We start from the raw sequence: 14,931 nt of genomic DNA, 5'->3' as shown, positions 1-14,931 counted from the left end.
GTCCACCGGGTGCGCCCCCTCAGGGGGAAGACGCGCAGCGGCTCAGGGGGAGTCAGATTCCAGCGGCGTGATCCAAGAAGACGCGGGCGCGGCGCGGTGTCACCACCAGCGTTTCACCCTCCTTGAAACCCATTTCCTTGAACTGCTGCGCAGGGATCTGCGCTTCGATCAAGTGGTCTGGGGACGCATTGTCCGCTGGTTTGTGATCGTCGGAGGGAATAAGTTCCAGCCGCGCAATCGGGCCCACCACAATGGCGCGGCTCAGTTGGGCCACGATGCCGCGCGGGCGACCTTGGGCGTCGAGTCCGGCGCCGGGCGAATAGCGCTCCACATCCAGGTCGTGTGGGCGCACATAGGCAAAGGCCTTGGCGTTCTGCGCCTGACTGTGTTCGGGCGAGTCGATCTGCATGCCGTCGAGGTGCACCAGCCCCTCATGCGCGCGGCCATGGAACAGGTTCACGTCGCCCAAAAAGCCGTAGACGAACGGGCTGGCGGGCTGGTCCCACACCTGCTGGGGCGAGCCACTTTGCTCGATGCGGCCCTGGTTGATGACCACCACGCGGTCGGCCACTTCCAGCGCTTCTTCCTGGTCATGGGTCACGAAAATTGAGGTGACGTGCAGTTCGTCGTGCAGGCGGCGCAGCCAGCGGCGCAGTTCCTTGCGCACCTTGGCATCGAGAGCGCCAAACGGCTCATCCAGCAGCAGCACCTTGGGCTCCACCGCCAGTGCGCGCGCCAGCGCAATGCGCTGGCGCTGGCCGCCGGACAGTTGCGAGGGGTAGCGGTCGGCCAGCCAGTCGAGCTGCACGAGCTTGAGCAGGTCGGTCACCTTCTGCTTGATCTGCGCGTCGCTCGGGCGCTCGCTGCGGGGCTTGACGCGCAGGCCGAAGGCCACGTTCTCGAACACCGTCATGTGGCGAAACAGCGCATAGTGCTGGAACACGAAGCCCACGTTGCGCTCGCGCACGTGCACATCGGTGGTGTCTTCGCCGCTGAAATGGATGGTGCCTACATCGGCCGTCTCCAGGCCCGCGATGATGCGCAGCAGCGTGGTCTTGCCGCAGCCCGAGGGGCCCAGCAGCGCGATGAGTTCGCCCGACGCGATATCGAGGCTCACATCGCGCAGCGCCTGGAAGTCGCCGAATTGCTTGCTGACGTTACGGATTTCAATGCTCATGGTCTTCTTCCTTCAGCGGGCGGTTGGCAAAGGCGCGGGCCGCTCGGGGGGCAATTCGGCAGCCGCCTTCAGCGCCTGCTCGTTGCGGTGTTCGGCAATGGTCTTGATCACCAGGGTGACGAGCGCCAGCAGCGCCAGCAGCGAAGCCGCCGCAAACGCAGCCACCGACTGGTATTCGTTGTAGAGAATCTCGACGTGCAGCGGGATGGTGTTGGTCTGCCCACGGATGTGGCCCGACACGACGGACACCGCGCCAAACTCGCCCATGGCCCGCGCATTGCACAGGATCACGCCGTACAGCAGGCCCCACTTGATGTTGGGCAGGGTCACGTACCAGAAGGTCTGCCAGCCGGTGGCCCCCAGCACGATGGCGGCCTGCTCCTCGTCGTTGCCCTGCGCCTGCATCAGCGGGATCAGCTCACGCGCGATGAACGGGAAGGTCACAAACACGGTGGCCAGCACGATGCCCGGCACGGCAAAAATGATCTTGATGTCGTGCGCCTGCAGCCAGGGGCCAAACCAGCCCTGCGCGCCGAACATCAGCACGTAGATCAGGCCCGCCACCACGGGCGATACCGAGAACGGCAGGTCTACCAGCGTCGTCAGGAACGCCTTGCCCTTGAACTCGTACTTGGCAATGCACCACGCGGCCGCCACGCCAAACACGAGGTTCAGCGGCACGGCGATGAGTGCAGTGATTAGCGTGAGCTTGATGGCCGACCAGGCATCGGGTTCACGCAGGCCTTCGAGGTACGCGCCAAAGCCCTTGCGCAGCGCCTCGGCAAACACCGCGGCCAGCGGCAGCACCAGGAACAGCAGCATGAAGATCAGCGCGATGGTGATCAACGTGTAGCGGACCCAGGGCGCTTCAGTAGTTCCCGCTTGTGCGCGGCGGATAGTCCGGGAGTTGTTGCCGCTCATGCTGGAGCCCCCGCGTGGCGTCGCTGCCAGGCCTGTAGTGCGTTGATGACCAACAGCAGGATGAACGAGATCACGAGCATGACCACGGCCACGGCAGTGGCGCCGGCGTAGTCGTACTGCTCGAGCTTGCCGATGATGATGAGCGGCGTGATCTCCGACACCATGGGCATGTTGCCAGCGATGAAGATCACCGAGCCGTACTCCCCCACCGCCCGCGCGAACGCCATGGCAAAGCCGGTGAGCAGCGCAGGGGTGATGGAGGGCAGGATGACCTTGGTGAAGGTCTGCAGGCGCGTGGCGCCCAGGCAGGTGGCGGCTTCTTCCAGCTCTTTTTCAGCGTCTTCCAGCACGGGCTGCACGGTGCGCACCACGAACGGCAGGCCGATGAAGATCAGCGCAATCACGATACCGGCGGGCTTGAACGCGAGCTGAATGCCCATGGGCTCCAGAATCTGCCCGACCCAGCCATTGCCAGCCAACAAGGCGGTCAGCGAGATGCCGGCCACGGCGGTGGGCAGCGCAAACGGCAGATCTACCAGCGCGTCCACAATCTTCTTGCCCGGAAACTTGTAGCGCACAAGCACCCAGGCAATCAGCAGGCCAAACACCAGGTTGACCAACGCTGCGAGGAACGATGCGCCAAATGTGAGGCGGTACGAAGCCATCACGCGGGGCGCACTGATGGCCGCCCAGAACTGCTCCCAGGTCAGCGTGAAGGTCTTGAAGATCAGTGCCGACAACGGGATCAGCACAATGATGCTCAGATAGAAAAGCGTGTAGCCCAGAGTCAGCCCGAAGCCGGGCAGCACGCGTTTGGGCGCGCGCCGTCCGGCCGGGGCTGCGGCCACTGCAGTCGCGGTGGTCATAAATGAGGAAGTAGAAACGAAACGCGCTGGCTTACTTGGCGCCGGGCGTGTAGAGCTTGTCGAACTGGCCGCCGTCGTTGAAGTGCACCTTCTGCGCTTCGGTCAGCGAGCCGAAATACTTGGCCACCGTGAACTGCTTGAGCGGCTTGAACGTGTCGGCGTACTTCTTGAGCACGGTTTCCGAGCGGGGACGAATCGCATGCTTGGCCGCGATCTCCTGCGCTTCGTCAGAGTACAGGTAGTCCAGGTAGGCCTTGGCCAGCTGGGCGGTGCCTTTCTTGGCCACGGTGCGCTCCACCACGGCCACGGGATTCTCGGCCACCACGCTCACCGACGGGTAGATCGCATCGACCTTGCCGGCGCCGAATTCGCGGTCGATGGAGACCACCTCGGATTCGAACGTGATCAGCACATCGCCCTGGTTGCGCTGCAGGAAGGTGGCCGTGGCATCACGGCCGCCCTTGGCCAGGATAGGCACGTTCTTGTAGAGCTTGCCCACAAACTCGGCGGCCTGCGCCTCGGTGCCACCCTTTTCACGCACGGCGCCCCAAGCAGCCAGGTAGGCATAACGGCCATTGCCGCCGGTCTTGGGGTTCACCACGATCACCTGCACGCCGGGCTTGATGAGGTCTTCCCAGTCCTTGATACCTTTGGGGTTGCCGTTGCGCACCAGGAACAGCATGGTCGAGGTGGTGGGCGATGCGTCGTGCGGAAACTTCTTGGCCCAGTCCTTGGCCACCACGCCGCTGTCGGCCAGGAACTGCACGTCGGTGGTGGTGTTCATGGTCACCACGTCGGCGGCCAGGCCGTCGTTCACGGCACGCGCCTGGGCGCTGGAGCCGGCATGCGACTGGTCGATCTTCACGTCCTGGCCAGTGGTCTTCTTGTAGTGCGCGGCAAAGGCGGCGTTGTAGTCCTTGTAAAACTCGCGGGCCACGTCATACGACACGTTCAACAGGGAATTCTGTGCGGCAGCCATGCCGCTGGCGGCCAGGGCCAAGGAGGCAAGAAGGGTCTTGAGTTTCAAAGAAGTCATGGTGGTGTCGCCCAAAAAATACTGGAGATGACGCATTGTGCGGAGGCGTCCTTAAAACTCAAAAGAATATATTCTTGTTAATTAATCGTATATTGGCATATGGATTTTTCATCGACCGCCGCAGGTCGATTGCATGCCTGCCCGGGTAGCCACCCCGTACGCGGCGCTTCAAGCAAAACAAGCCGCTAGCGCTTTAATATCAAGCGCCAATAGCTATTAAAATTATAGCAATCAGGCCGCTGCAGACGATACGTGTGTTGGGGCGGCAGGCTGCTGCGGCACGGCGTGATCGCCTTCCAGCGATTGCAGCAATGCCCAGCCCAGGGGCCATTCGCCATGGCCCGAGTCGATGTTGATGTGCCCGGCGTTTTGCATGCGCACGAACTCGCTGCCCCAGGCCCGGGCATAGGCACCCGCCAGCCGGATGGGGCAAAAAGGGTCGTTGCTGCTGGCCACCACAATGCTGCGGTAGGGCAGCGCGGCGTAGGGCACGGGAGCAAAGTCGCTCAGGATGGCCCGGCGCTCGGGGTCGGCCGGGGCCACCAGCAGCGCACCACATACGCGGGCCGCCGCCTCGGTGCCGATGTGGCTGGTGGCAATGCAGCCCAGGCTGTGCGCCACGATCACCACCGGGTGGGGCGCAGCGAGCACGGTTTTTTCAAGCTGGCCCACCCAGGCCGAGCGGGTGGGGGTGACCCAGTCGTCCTGCACCACGCGGCGGGCATGCGGCAGGCGCTCAGCCCACAGGCTTTGCCAGTGGCCGGGGCCCGAGTCACGCCAGCCGGGAACGATGATGATGGAGGTGGTGGTCACAGAAATCAGAGGGCCGGCCACGACCTTGCGCCGCAGCCCCGCCCTGTTGTTGTGCTTTTGTCTTCTTACTTGTTGGGCTGGGGCGTGATGCGCAGGTAGGGGCGCACGGCCTTGAAGCCCTTGGGGAAGCGCTGCGCGATCTCGGCCGGGTCCTGCAGGCTGGGCACGATGATCACGTCGTCGCCGTCCTTCCAGTTGGCGGGCGTGGCCACCTTGTGGCTGTCGGTCAGTTGCAGCGAGTCGATCACGCGCAGGATCTCGTCGAAATTTCGGCCCGTGCTGGCGGGGTAGGTGAAGGTGGTGCGGATGACCTTCTTCGGGTCGATGATGAACACGCTGCGCACCGTGACCGTGGTCGATGCGTTGGGGTGGATCATGTCGTAGAGGTCGGCCACTTTCTTGTCCGCATCGGCCAGGATGGGGAAGTTGACGGTGGTGTTCTGAGTCTCGTTGATGTCGCCCACCCAGCGGTTGTGCGAATCGACGGGGTCCACGCTCACGGCGATGGGCTTGACATTGCGCTTGGCGAATTCGCCCGACAACGCTGCGGTTTTGCCCAGTTCGGTGGTGCAGACGGGCGTGAAATCGGCAGGGTGCGAGAAGAGCACTACCCACGAATCACCGGCCCACTCGTGAAAACGGATGGTGCCGGCAGTGGATTCCTGGGTGAAGTCGGGGGCGGTGTCGCCGAGTCGCAAAGTGGCCATGTGAAACGCTCCTTCAATGTCTGAGGGGGCATTCTGCGATCCGGTCTTTAAAACCCAAACGAATATATTGCTCTTACTTAATCGCCAAAACGTCTAACAAAAGGCTGATTGACCGCCCTACTGCACCCACCGAGCCTGCGATTTTTTGTGGAAGGCTTAACCCCATTGACCCGCCCCGTTCGTTTCACTCAGCACCAACAACACTTTGATGGAGCTGCCATGAAACCCGGTTCATTCACCCTTCCCGCAGTCACTGCACTGGCCGCCTTGCTGGCGCTGGCCAGCCTGCCTGCCCAGGCCATTGGCCGCCTGGCCGATGTCACCATCGTGGACCGCGATACCGGGGCCACCCTGCCGGTGCATTACGCCAAAGGCGAATACTGGGTGGCTGGGCGCCCCGGCGCGCGCTACGCCATCACGGTGCGCAACCGCTCGGGAGAACGGGTGCTGGCTGTGCCTTCAGTGGATGGCGTCAATGTGCTCAGCGGTGAAACCGCCGCCTGGGACCAGCGTGGTTATGTGTTCTCGCCCTACGAGCGCTACCAGATCACCGGCTGGCGCAAGAGCGACAGCCAGGTCGCCGCCTTCGAGTTCTCCAGCATTGCCAACTCCTACGCCAGCCGCACAGGCCGCCCGGCCCACGTGGGCGTGATCGGCGTGGCGTTGTTCCGCGAACAGCCGCCCGTGCCATCGCCCGCCGTCACCCCCGAGCCCTACAGCCAGAGCCAGCGCCGTGAAAACAGCGGTGGAAACGGCAATAGCCTGGGGCGCTTGCGCGAGGAGCCTGCCCCCCACCAGCCCTTGCCATCGGCAGCGCCCGCCGCTGCAGCACCCGCCCCCTCCTCGGAAGCCGAATCCTCTGCACGGTCGATGGCTGCGGACAGTGTGGCCAAGGCGGCGCCCGTGCCGTCGGCGAAGCTGGGCACTGCCCACGGCCAGCGCGAGACCTCGGTCGTCTCGCACACCACCTTCACGCGCCTGCAGGACCAGCCCAACGAGGTGATCAGCATCCGGTACGACAGCCGCGAAAACCTGGTCGCCAGCGGCGTGATCCGCGAGCCATTGGCACGGCCGCATGTGCCCCGCGCATTTCCGCAGTCGGACAACCTGTCGTATGTTCCCGACCCGAGGTAGGCCTTGAGGGCTTCCGCTCTGCACAGGCCCGCCGGTGCATGAGGGCCTCGCATAATGCTCCGGTGTCAACAGCTCCTTCCCCCGCCCACACGGACGAACCCGACGAGACGCTCATGCTGCGTTATGCCGGGGGAGACATGGGCGCATTCGACACGCTGTACGGCCGGCACGAACTGGCGGTATGGCGGTTTGTGTTTCGCAGCGTCAAGGTCCAGGCCGTGGCCGACGACCTGCTGCAGGATGTCTGGTTTTCCGTGGCGCGCCACGCCAGCGGCTACGAGGTCAAGGCGAAATTTCGCACCTGGCTGTTCACGCTGGCGCACAACCGGCTGGTGGACCATCTTCGCACCGCCAAACACCACGCCAGCCTGGACGCGAGCGACGAGGACGCGCGCAGCCTGGCCGACACGCTGGTGGCCGACTCCGGGTTCGGGCCGGTACGGCAGTTGCAGTCGCGTGAGCAGGCGGCAGCGCTGATCGCCGCCGTGGAACAACTGCCCCTTGAGCAGCGGGAGGCCTTTCTGCTGCAGGCCGAAGGTGACCTCAGCGTGCAGGAGATTGCACAGGCTACCGGTGTGAATTTTGAAACCGCCAAGAGCCGCCTGCGTTATGCGCGGGCCAGCCTTCGCCAGCATCTCAAGGAGTTTGCATCATGAGCGCGCCAGACGACGACCTGGTCCGGCGATACCGCGAAGCCAGCGCACAGGAAGATGCCCGCCCCGGCGCGCAGGTGCGCGAGGCAGTGCGAGCGCATGCGCAGATGCTGGCGGCAGCAGCTGCCATGGCCCCATCGCCCACGGCAGCAGCCCCAAGCCGTACTGCTGCCAACCAGTCACGCTGGAAGATCTCGGCCCTGGCTACCGTGGCCGTGGTGGGGCTGGCCGGCTTGCTGATGTTGCAATTCGAGCGCGGGACGCCCGAAGAACAAGAAACCGCCTACGGCCGCCGCCGGGCTGAGGCGCCAGCCCCTGCCGCTTTGCCGGCCCCCACGCCAGCACCGTCTACCGCACCGGCCGCAGAAACAAGCTCGGCGGCAGCCGCGGCGCCATCGGCCGCTGCAGCTTTGCCAGCCCGTGCCCGCGACACGGCGATCCCACCGGCCATGTCCACGGCACAAAAACCTGCGGCGCCAGGCCATGCCAGGCCGCTGGCCAAGACTGCACCAGCACCTTCACCCGCACCGGCAACCACAGCCCCCGAAGCCGAGTCCTCATCGGGCCGCAGCGCAGCCGGGGCCGTTTCAGGCTTTCCCGCATCGCCGCCCATTACCGCCGAAAAGGCCATGACGCCCCGTCCAGCACCGCCACCCGCGCCCTCCGCTGCGCCAGCCCCCCGCGCTGAAATGCGCGAGCGCTCCGCGGTGCAAGATGGTGCCGCTTCGAGGGAAGTGGTGCCACAGCCCCAGGCCATGCCATCCGCTGCGGCACCTGCCGCCGCTCCGGCTGCCCGCAGCCCACAAGGGGGCAACGCTGCGAGCGGCAAACTCGCGGCCACCACACCCAGCGCCGATGTGGGTTCCAGCGTCTTGTTGTTGCAGCACTTGTGGGAAGCCGCCCGTACAGGCGACCCCCTCCAGGTGGAAAACCTCGTTCGCCAGGGCTCGCCCATCGACGCCCGCGACAGTGGTGGCAGGACGGCACTGATGCTTGCGGCCACCCACGGCCAGACCACCACCGTCCAGAAACTCCTGGCGCTGGGCGCCAACCGAACCCTGGTGGACCGTGAAGGACTGAACGCGGCTCAGCAAGCCCGGCAACGGGGACATACGCGCATTGCGGACCTGATCGACGCTGAACAACGCTAGTCGCGAAGCCGCCAGCTCAGGCGATGTCCAGTGTCAGAACGTGTCTACGTTCTCAGAACCGCACGGCCTCAAAGGCCGGGTGCAGTGCGTCGATCCAGTGGTCCAGCTCATCCTGCGTCACGTGCAGATGCTGCATGCAGGCCTGGCCGTGTTGCAGCCATTCGCGCGTGGGGGCCAGGTTGTCGTGGTGGTTCACCAGGTACTCGGCCAGCAGGCCCAGCGCCACAAGGTGCCGCACCGTGGGGTTGAAGCGCTCATCGCCCAGGCACGCAAAGTCGTGGTGCAGCCAGATGGCCTGCGCCACATCCCCCGGCAGGTGCCAGGTGCGGGCCACGATGGCGCCCATCACGGCGTGGTCGGTGCGGTGGCTGGCGTTTTCGGTCTGGGTGAAGGTGCGGTCCTTGCGGGCCAGGGCCTCGGTCACGGTGCTGGCATAGCCCCGCACGGCCTTCACCAGCACAGGCATGCCCACATGGCAGAACAGCCCGAAGCTGTAGCCCAGGCCCGGGTCAAAGCTGTAGAGCTGGTGGCCGATGTGCTCGCACGCAATGGCGCGGCGCTGCGAGCTTTCCCAGAAATGCTCCAGCAGCGGGGACCGCACCTGCAGGGCATTGCGCGTGATGAAGGCCGACAGCAGCTCCACCGCAGGCTGGAGCCCCAGCACCGTGAGCGCCATGCCCACGGTCTGCACCGGCTGGGCCAGGCCATACAGCGGGCTGTTGGCCAGCCGCATCACGGCAGCGGCCAGGGCCACGTCCGAGGACGCCAGTTGATCCAGGGCGGCAGAGTCCAGCTCGGGCGCGGCCATGATCTGCTGCAGGCGCAGCAGCGACTCGGGGCATGGCGGGACCACGATGGCCCGCACCGCAGGGTGCACGCGGGCTTGCCGGATATCTTGATCGATGGGGTGTGGAGCGGTCACAAGGAATCCCGGACGGCCCCGGTGCGGTAAACACAGGGGCTGCCCGCACAGTTGCAATTCGTTGCATTGTGGCGCCAAAAAGCGATGTGCCGACGCAGCCCGTGGCGGCATACGGTCTTTGCCGCAGTCGGCGGATTCGGCGCGGACGCCAGTCCGGTCGGGGCGCGCTTTCGCCCAGCCTCAGATATCCGCCCCGTCCACCCCCTGCAAGGCCTGGCGGGTGCTCAAGCTGCTGCGCCCGGGCATGGCCTCGCCCAGGTAGTCCAGAAATCGCCGCACCGCAGGCGACAGCCCCCGGCGGGAGGGGAACACGGCATGCACGATGGCGGGTGCGGGAGCCCAGTCGGGCAGCACACGCACCAGCTTGCGCTCGCGCATTTCTTCCTGGCACATGTAGTCGGGCATCCAGCACACACCGGTGCCCGCCACAGCGGCGTACTTGAGCGTGAGCAGGTCATCGGCCACATAACGCGGGGTGTGCTGCACCATCTGGTGCACGCCGCCAGGACCGATGAGGTTCCAGATGGACCGGCCCTCGGGCGCGGACATGGCAATGCTGTCGAGCTTGGCAAGATCGTCCAGCGTCTTGGGGGTGCCCTGGCGGATCAGCAGCTCGGGGCTGGCCACCAGGATCTGCGTGGTGTGGTCCAGGCGCTTGACGACCATGCTGCCGCTGTCGTCCACCGACGGGCGCACGCGCAGCGCCACATCAATGCCCTCTTCCACCAGATTCACCGCGCGGTTGCTCACCAGCATGTCGATGCGCACCTCCGGGTAGTTGGCCAGAAACTGCGGCATCAGCTCGGCCAGCACGGTCTGCGCCAGCGTCACGGGACAGCTCACGCGGATGGTGCCGCGTGGGGTGGTCTGCACCTGGGCCACCGTGTCGGCGGCGGCCTGGGCCGACTCGCGCATGGCCTGACAGTGGCGCAAGTACGCCTCGCCCACCTCGGTCAACGAGAGCTTTCGGGTGGTGCGCTGCAGCAGGCGCACGCCCAGTTGTGTCTCCAGGTCCGACACACGCCGGGACAGGCGCGACTTGGGGATGCCCAGGGCTCGGCCCGCAGCGGCAAAGCCGCCCCGCTCCACCACTTCGGCGAAATACAGCATGTCGTTGAGATCTTGCATCGCAGTCATCGTCCTATGGATAGAACAATCTATCGCAAGTTCCCCACCTTATCAACAGAAGAACGAACAACCACAATTCATCCCATGGCCACACGCTGTGGCTCCACCCACAGACCTCCCAGGAGTTTTCCATGCAACTGCTTCACATCGACTCTGCCATCACCGGTGAACAATCCGTGTCCCGCCAACTGACCGCCCGCACCGTGGCCGCCTGGCAAGCCGCCCACCCCGGCACCACGGTGGACTACCTGGACCTGGCCACACAGGCCCCCTCCCACCTGTCGGTGGAATCGCTCGGCTTCCGCACGGGCCAGGCCGCTGCCACGGATGTGGAGCGCCGTGAAAACGCATTGTCTGAGGCGCTGGTGAGCCAGTTCCTGGCGGCCGACGTGATCGTGATTGGCGCGCCGCTGTACAACTTCTCGGTGCCCAGCCAGCTCAAGGCCTGGATCGACCGCATCGCCCAAACCGGCCGCACCTTCAAGTACACCGACAAGGGCCCCGTGGGCCTGGCCGGTGGCAAGACCGTGATCGTGGCGTCCAGCCGTGGCGGCGTGTATTCGACCAGCGAAGGCGGCCAGGCCATGGAGCACCAAGAGAGCTATCTGAAGGTGGTGTTTGGTTTCTTCGGCATCACCGACGTGCGTTTTGTGCGCGCCGAAGGGGTGGGCATGGGCCCGGACGCCAAGGCCGCCGCCCTGGCTTTGGCCGAGCAGGCGATCACCAGCAACACCAGCGTGGCCGCCAACCAGGCCCGCGTGTCGCAGGCTGCGTAGTCACAACCCCACCGCCACAGGGCGCCAGCCCTGCGGCGCCCCCAGAACCCGGCCCTGCACCGGGTTTTGTCATTTTCGCCAATAAAAATGGTCTCTGGCGCATATAAATAAAGCGCAAGCAGCTATCATTTTTGACTCCCGGCGCTTCGGAGCTTCGGGGCTTTCAGTGGACCGCCAACGGCACCTGCCGCTGCAGCCAGTGCCGGGCCAGTTGCTCCGGCGCCAGGGCCGGGGCAAACAGCCAGCCCTGAAAACGCTCGCAGCCCATCTTGATCAGGAGCTGGAGCTGTTCCTCAGTCTCCACCCCTTCGGCCACCACCTCCAGGCCCAGGGTGCGGGCCAGCGCGTTGATGGTGGCGCAGATCTCGCGGTCGTTCACGTCCACCACGATGTCGCGCACAAAGACCTTGTCGATTTTCAGCTCGCCCACGGGCAGCCGCTTGAGCTTGATGAGCGACGAGTGCCCGGTGCCAAAGTCGTCGATCGACAGCGCAAACCCTGCGTTCTTCAGATCGAGCGCAATGGCATACAGCGACTCGTCCAGCAGCTGCGACTCGGTGATCTCCAGCACCAGAACGGCGGGGCTCACCCCTGCCCGCTGCGTCACGCCCAGCAGGGTCTGGGTGAACCCGGGCTCGCGCAGCTGGATGGTGGAGACGTTGACCGACACCACCGGCACCTGCCAGCCTTCGGCCCGCCACTGCGCCACCTGGCGGCAGGCGGTCTCGAACACCCACAGGCCAATCGGCACGATGAGCCCGCTTTCTTCGGCCAGCGGGATGAATTCGTCGGGCGACACCGCCTTGCCATCCACCGACCAGCGCAGCAGCGCCTCGGCTCCCACGGTCTGGCGCTGCTGGTTGAGCTGCGGCTGGTACACCAGCGTGAACTCACCGCCCTGCAGCGCACTGTGCAAGCGGCGGCGCAGCTCCAGCCGGCCCCGCGTGATCTGCGTGAACTCTTCAATGTAGAAGCGGTACGAACCGCGCCCGGCGCTTTTGGTGGCATGCAGTGCCGAATGCGCGTGCCGCACCAGCTCGGCGCTGTTGCTGGCGTCGTCCGGGAACAGGCTGATGCCGATGCTGGCGCCCATGTATTGCGCGCCCACCTCCGACAGCTCCCAGGGCCGCGACAGCCCCTCGACCAGCGAAGCTGCCCGCTGCGCCAGCACCGTGCGCGACGCGGGCCGCAGCAGCATCACGGTGAACTGGTCATTGGCCAGCCGCGACACCAGCCCCTGCCCCGCCAGCAGCTGGGTGATGCGCTGTGCCACCTCGCTCAGCAACGCATCGCCCACGCGGTGGCCGTAGGTTTCGTTGACGCTCTTGAAGTGGTCCAGGTCGATCAGCAGCAGCGCCACACGCCGGTCGGGCGCGTGCGCGTAGCGCGACGCATCGGCCACGGCGCGCTCCAGTGCATCTTCAAAATAGCGGCGATTGGGCAGGCCCGTGAGGGCATCAAAGTGCGCCACCTGGTACAGCTGCTCTTCGTTGCGCAGCACCGCTGCCTCCGCCGTGCGCAGGCGGTTGAGCAGGCCCACCACGATGGTCTGGCGCAGGGCCGCCAGCAGCAGCACCAGCAGGCAGCACCCCAGGATCAGCGCCTGCACGCCGACACGTCCGTCGGGAGTGATGAACAGCAACACCAGCGTGATGGCCGCCAGCGTCATCGACACCAGCGGCACGTAGTTCATGAGCTGATCGCACTGGCGCCGGTAGTCCTGGTCTGCCGACACCTCAAAACGCAGCCAGCGCGCGCCCCAGCCAAAGGCCAGCGCCGACAGGCTGAAACTGGCGTTGAACCAGAGCCCGGGCTGCACCGTGCCGTGGATCACCATCAGATTCCACTGCATCCAGCTCAGGCCGTAGCCCAGCATGCCCAGCAGCACCAACAGATGCGAGCGTGTGATGCGCACCCCGACCGTGGGAATGGCCAGAGCCCCGACACCCGCAGCGGTCAGAAACGTGGCGGGGTACAGCACCAGCACCGCCCCCTCTGCCAGCGAACGCATCTCACCCGTAGGGAGGTAGATCACCAGGGTGAAGGCCAGCAGCGCCAGCACGGCGCCCCCAAAATCGAGCGATGCCGGGTAAGTGCGGTCCTTGGCCAGGCGCGCAAACGTGGCGCGGATCACGGTGGCCGCCCACACCGGGCCCACGGCCAGAAAGAACAGGTCGGCTGGCGCAGGGAACGGGTTCCAGTCCAGGGCCACCTGCAGGTTCCACACCATCTGCCCGGTGGCCATGAGCAAGGTGCCGACGAACAAACCCGTGTGCAGCAAACGCTCGGCCGGCGGCACCTGCATGCGGCCGCGCCAGGCCCAGAAGGCCGACAGGCACAGGGCCAGCGTCCACGACGCGTTGTCGAGAAACACCCGCACGCTTTGGTGCGGCACCCACAGCGATGCGGCGAACAACAGCGCCGCCGCGACGGCCCAGGCCACTGTGAGGTTTCGTTCCGCGAGAGGCATGGGCAGGGGTCGCAGGGCTGAGGGTGTGTTACCGAACGTTAACCTTCATTGTGGCCCCAGGCCACGCCCCGCCAGTTCCCCACGGAACTGCTGGGGTACTAGGCGCGGCCAATAGCTACAAATAAAATAGCACCTTGCGCTTAACCAATAAGCGCCAGGTGCCAATTTGGATGAATACTTTGTAGCTCCAGCAGCCTTCTCAGCCCCTCTCCCCTCGCGGAAGAAGGTTAGGGTGCGGGGAAGCCAGCAGGGCATACCGGCGAAGGACCACAGTGCGCGCCCCTGCGCGCCACCGGAAAGACGGTCAGAAGCCCGGCAGCACCGAACCCTTGAACTCGGTCTGGATGAACTTCTTCACCTCTTCCGAGTGGTAGGCCTTCACCAGCTTGGCGACCCAGGGCTTGTCCTTGTCGGCATCGCGCACGGCGATCAGGTTGACGTAGGGGCTCTTGGCGTTTTCCTGGGCAATGGCATCCTTGCCAGGGTTCAGGCCTGCCGACAGCGCAAAGTTGGTGTTGATGGCCGAAGCGTCCAGGTCGTCCAGCGAACGGGGCAATTGGGCGGCATCGAGCTCGACGAACTTGATCTTCTTGGGGTTGCCCACCACGTCCAGCGGCGTGGCCTTGAGGCCAGCGCCGTCACGCAGCTTGATCAGGCCCTTGTCCTGCAGCACCAGCAGCACGCGGCCGCCATTGGTGGGGTCGTTCGGGATGCCGAACTTGGCGCCTTCCTTCAGGTCTTCGAGCTTCTTGACCTTCTTGGAATACAGGCCGATGGGGAAGTTGACGGTGTAGCCCACTGCGGCAAACTTGTAGCCCCGGTCGGCAATCTGCGCGTCCAGGTAGGGCTTGTGCTGGTAGCTGTTGGCGTCCAGGTCGCCAGCGGCGAGCGCAGCGTTGGGCTGCACATAGTCGCTGAACTCGATGACCTGGATCTTGAGGCCGTCCTTCTCGGCAACCTTCTTGACCACCTCGAAGATCTGCGCGTGGGGGCCGCCCGTCACGCCGATCTTGAGGGGCTTGTCCTGGGCGATCGCGCCGGTAGAGAAAGCGGCGGCAGCAGCCAAAGCCAGGGCAGATTGCAGGAGGAGGCGCTTGTTGTTGTTCACAGGGAAAACCTTTCGTTGAGAGATGGTTCGCATCCTAGGGTTTCCCCGATAAAACTGGAACAACTAAGT

The 14,931-nt window shown here is 65.2% G+C and carries 14 protein-coding genes; 4 read left to right on the top strand and 10 right to left on the bottom strand.

The genetic code is table 11. The annotated features are described in order from the left end of the window. Window positions 1-52 precede the first annotated feature (52 nt). From ARADN35_RS0109740 to ARADN35_RS0109715, 6 genes are all read right to left on the bottom strand, one after another. Window positions 53-1,177: a sulfate/molybdate ABC transporter ATP-binding protein gene (locus ARADN35_RS0109740; protein WP_010461518.1), complete on the bottom strand. Its 1,125-nt coding sequence runs from the start codon at window positions 1,175-1,177 to the stop codon at window positions 53-55. Window positions 1,178-1,189: 12 nt separating this feature from the next. Further along, window positions 1,190-2,098, bottom strand: coding sequence for a sulfate ABC transporter permease subunit CysW (gene cysW, locus ARADN35_RS0109735; protein ID WP_029413814.1), 909 nt, complete (start codon window positions 2,096-2,098; stop codon window positions 1,190-1,192). After that, the gene (cysT, locus tag ARADN35_RS0109730) at window positions 2,095-2,964 is read right to left on the bottom strand and encodes a sulfate ABC transporter permease subunit CysT (RefSeq protein ID WP_029413812.1); all 870 of its coding nucleotides are present in this window, start codon (window positions 2,962-2,964) and stop codon (window positions 2,095-2,097) included. The genes cysW and cysT overlap by 4 nt, the downstream gene beginning before the upstream one ends. Window positions 2,965-2,995: 31 nt before the next feature. Then, window positions 2,996-4,000 carry a sulfate ABC transporter substrate-binding protein gene (locus ARADN35_RS0109725; protein ID WP_029413810.1) on the bottom strand — a complete coding sequence of 335 codons (1,005 nt, stop codon included), beginning with the start codon at window positions 3,998-4,000 and terminating at the stop codon, window positions 2,996-2,998. Between the two features lie 231 nt (window positions 4,001-4,231). Next, complete coding sequence (locus tag ARADN35_RS0109720) at window positions 4,232-4,813, bottom strand: RBBP9/YdeN family alpha/beta hydrolase (protein ID WP_373404698.1); 582 nt, start codon at window positions 4,811-4,813, stop codon at window positions 4,232-4,234. 65 nt (window positions 4,814-4,878) lie between these two features. Further along, window positions 4,879-5,520 carry a peroxiredoxin gene (locus ARADN35_RS0109715; protein WP_010461502.1) on the bottom strand — a complete coding sequence of 214 codons (642 nt, stop codon included), beginning with the start codon at window positions 5,518-5,520 and terminating at the stop codon, window positions 4,879-4,881. Between the two features lie 219 nt (window positions 5,521-5,739). On the opposite strand from ARADN35_RS0109715, the gene ARADN35_RS0109710 reads away from it, so the two are divergent. From ARADN35_RS0109710 to ARADN35_RS26945, 3 genes are all read left to right on the top strand, one after another. Then, a complete protein-coding gene (locus ARADN35_RS0109710; protein WP_010461501.1) occupies window positions 5,740-6,654 on the top strand; it encodes a hypothetical protein in 915 nt (304 codons plus the stop codon). A 113-nt stretch (window positions 6,655-6,767) separates the two neighbouring features. After that, the gene (locus ARADN35_RS0109705) at window positions 6,768-7,310 is read left to right on the top strand and encodes a sigma-70 family RNA polymerase sigma factor (RefSeq protein ID WP_010461500.1); all 543 of its coding nucleotides are present in this window, start codon (window positions 6,768-6,770) and stop codon (window positions 7,308-7,310) included. Further along, the gene (locus tag ARADN35_RS26945; RefSeq protein ID WP_010461499.1) at window positions 7,307-8,458 is read left to right on the top strand and encodes an ankyrin repeat domain-containing protein; all 1,152 of its coding nucleotides are present in this window, start codon (window positions 7,307-7,309) and stop codon (window positions 8,456-8,458) included. The genes ARADN35_RS0109705 and ARADN35_RS26945 overlap by 4 nt, the downstream gene beginning before the upstream one ends. 52 nt (window positions 8,459-8,510) lie before the next feature. Here ARADN35_RS26945 and ARADN35_RS0109695 read toward each other — a convergent pair whose 3' ends face one another. Continuing rightward, window positions 8,511-9,380, bottom strand: a complete 870-nt coding sequence (locus ARADN35_RS0109695; protein ID WP_029413807.1) for an HDOD domain-containing protein — start codon at window positions 9,378-9,380, stop codon at window positions 8,511-8,513. A gap of 180 nt (window positions 9,381-9,560) precedes the next feature. Beyond that, window positions 9,561-10,508, bottom strand: coding sequence for a LysR family transcriptional regulator (locus ARADN35_RS0109690; RefSeq protein WP_010461497.1), 948 nt, complete (start codon window positions 10,506-10,508; stop codon window positions 9,561-9,563). Window positions 10,509-10,639: 131 nt separating this feature from the next. Here ARADN35_RS0109690 and ARADN35_RS0109685 point away from each other — a divergent pair, with 131 nt between their 5' ends. Next, the gene (locus tag ARADN35_RS0109685) at window positions 10,640-11,284 is read left to right on the top strand and encodes an FMN-dependent NADH-azoreductase (protein ID WP_010461496.1); all 645 of its coding nucleotides are present in this window, start codon (window positions 10,640-10,642) and stop codon (window positions 11,282-11,284) included. A gap of 163 nt (window positions 11,285-11,447) precedes the next feature. Here ARADN35_RS0109685 and ARADN35_RS0109680 read toward each other — a convergent pair whose 3' ends face one another. Continuing rightward, a complete protein-coding gene (locus ARADN35_RS0109680; RefSeq protein ID WP_029413806.1) occupies window positions 11,448-13,754 on the bottom strand; it encodes a putative bifunctional diguanylate cyclase/phosphodiesterase in 2,307 nt (768 codons plus the stop codon). A 304-nt stretch (window positions 13,755-14,058) separates the two neighbouring features. Beyond that, complete coding sequence (locus ARADN35_RS0109675; protein ID WP_050812476.1) at window positions 14,059-14,895, bottom strand: MetQ/NlpA family ABC transporter substrate-binding protein; 837 nt, start codon at window positions 14,893-14,895, stop codon at window positions 14,059-14,061. Between the last annotated feature and the right edge of the window lie 36 nt (window positions 14,896-14,931).

The organism is Acidovorax radicis N35 (assembly GCF_000204195.1).
GTDB classification, from domain to species: Bacteria; Pseudomonadota; Gammaproteobacteria; order Burkholderiales; family Burkholderiaceae_C; genus Acidovorax; species Acidovorax radicis.
Note: the sequence above shows the minus strand (reverse complement) of the source record. Positions and strands in the feature narration are given on the sequence as shown.

Excerpts from the sequence above, each read along its gene's own strand:
- ARADN35_RS0109685 (WP_010461496.1), top strand. The coding sequence starts at position 10,640 with ATGCAACTGCTTCACATCGACTCTGCCATCACCGGTGAACAATCCGTG.
- cysT (WP_029413812.1), bottom strand. The coding sequence starts at position 2,964 with ATGACCACCGCGACTGCAGTGGCCGCAGCCCCGGCCGGACGGCGCGCG.
- ARADN35_RS0109690 (WP_010461497.1), bottom strand. The coding sequence starts at position 10,508 with ATGCAAGATCTCAACGACATGCTGTATTTCGCCGAAGTGGTGGAGCGG.
- ARADN35_RS0109715 (WP_010461502.1), bottom strand. The coding sequence starts at position 5,520 with ATGGCCACTTTGCGACTCGGCGACACCGCCCCCGACTTCACCCAGGAA.
- ARADN35_RS0109710 (WP_010461501.1), top strand. The coding sequence starts at position 5,740 with ATGAAACCCGGTTCATTCACCCTTCCCGCAGTCACTGCACTGGCCGCC.
- ARADN35_RS0109680 (WP_029413806.1), bottom strand. The coding sequence starts at position 13,754 with ATGCCTCTCGCGGAACGAAACCTCACAGTGGCCTGGGCCGTCGCGGCG.
- ARADN35_RS26945 (WP_010461499.1), top strand. The coding sequence starts at position 7,307 with ATGAGCGCGCCAGACGACGACCTGGTCCGGCGATACCGCGAAGCCAGC.
- cysW (WP_029413814.1), bottom strand. The coding sequence starts at position 2,098 with ATGAGCGGCAACAACTCCCGGACTATCCGCCGCGCACAAGCGGGAACT.
- ARADN35_RS0109725 (WP_029413810.1), bottom strand. The coding sequence starts at position 4,000 with ATGACTTCTTTGAAACTCAAGACCCTTCTTGCCTCCTTGGCCCTGGCC.
- ARADN35_RS0109675 (WP_050812476.1), bottom strand. The coding sequence starts at position 14,895 with ATGCGAACCATCTCTCAACGAAAGGTTTTCCCTGTGAACAACAACAAG.
- ARADN35_RS0109705 (WP_010461500.1), top strand. The coding sequence starts at position 6,768 with ATGCTGCGTTATGCCGGGGGAGACATGGGCGCATTCGACACGCTGTAC.
- ARADN35_RS0109740 (WP_010461518.1), bottom strand. The coding sequence starts at position 1,177 with ATGAGCATTGAAATCCGTAACGTCAGCAAGCAATTCGGCGACTTCCAG.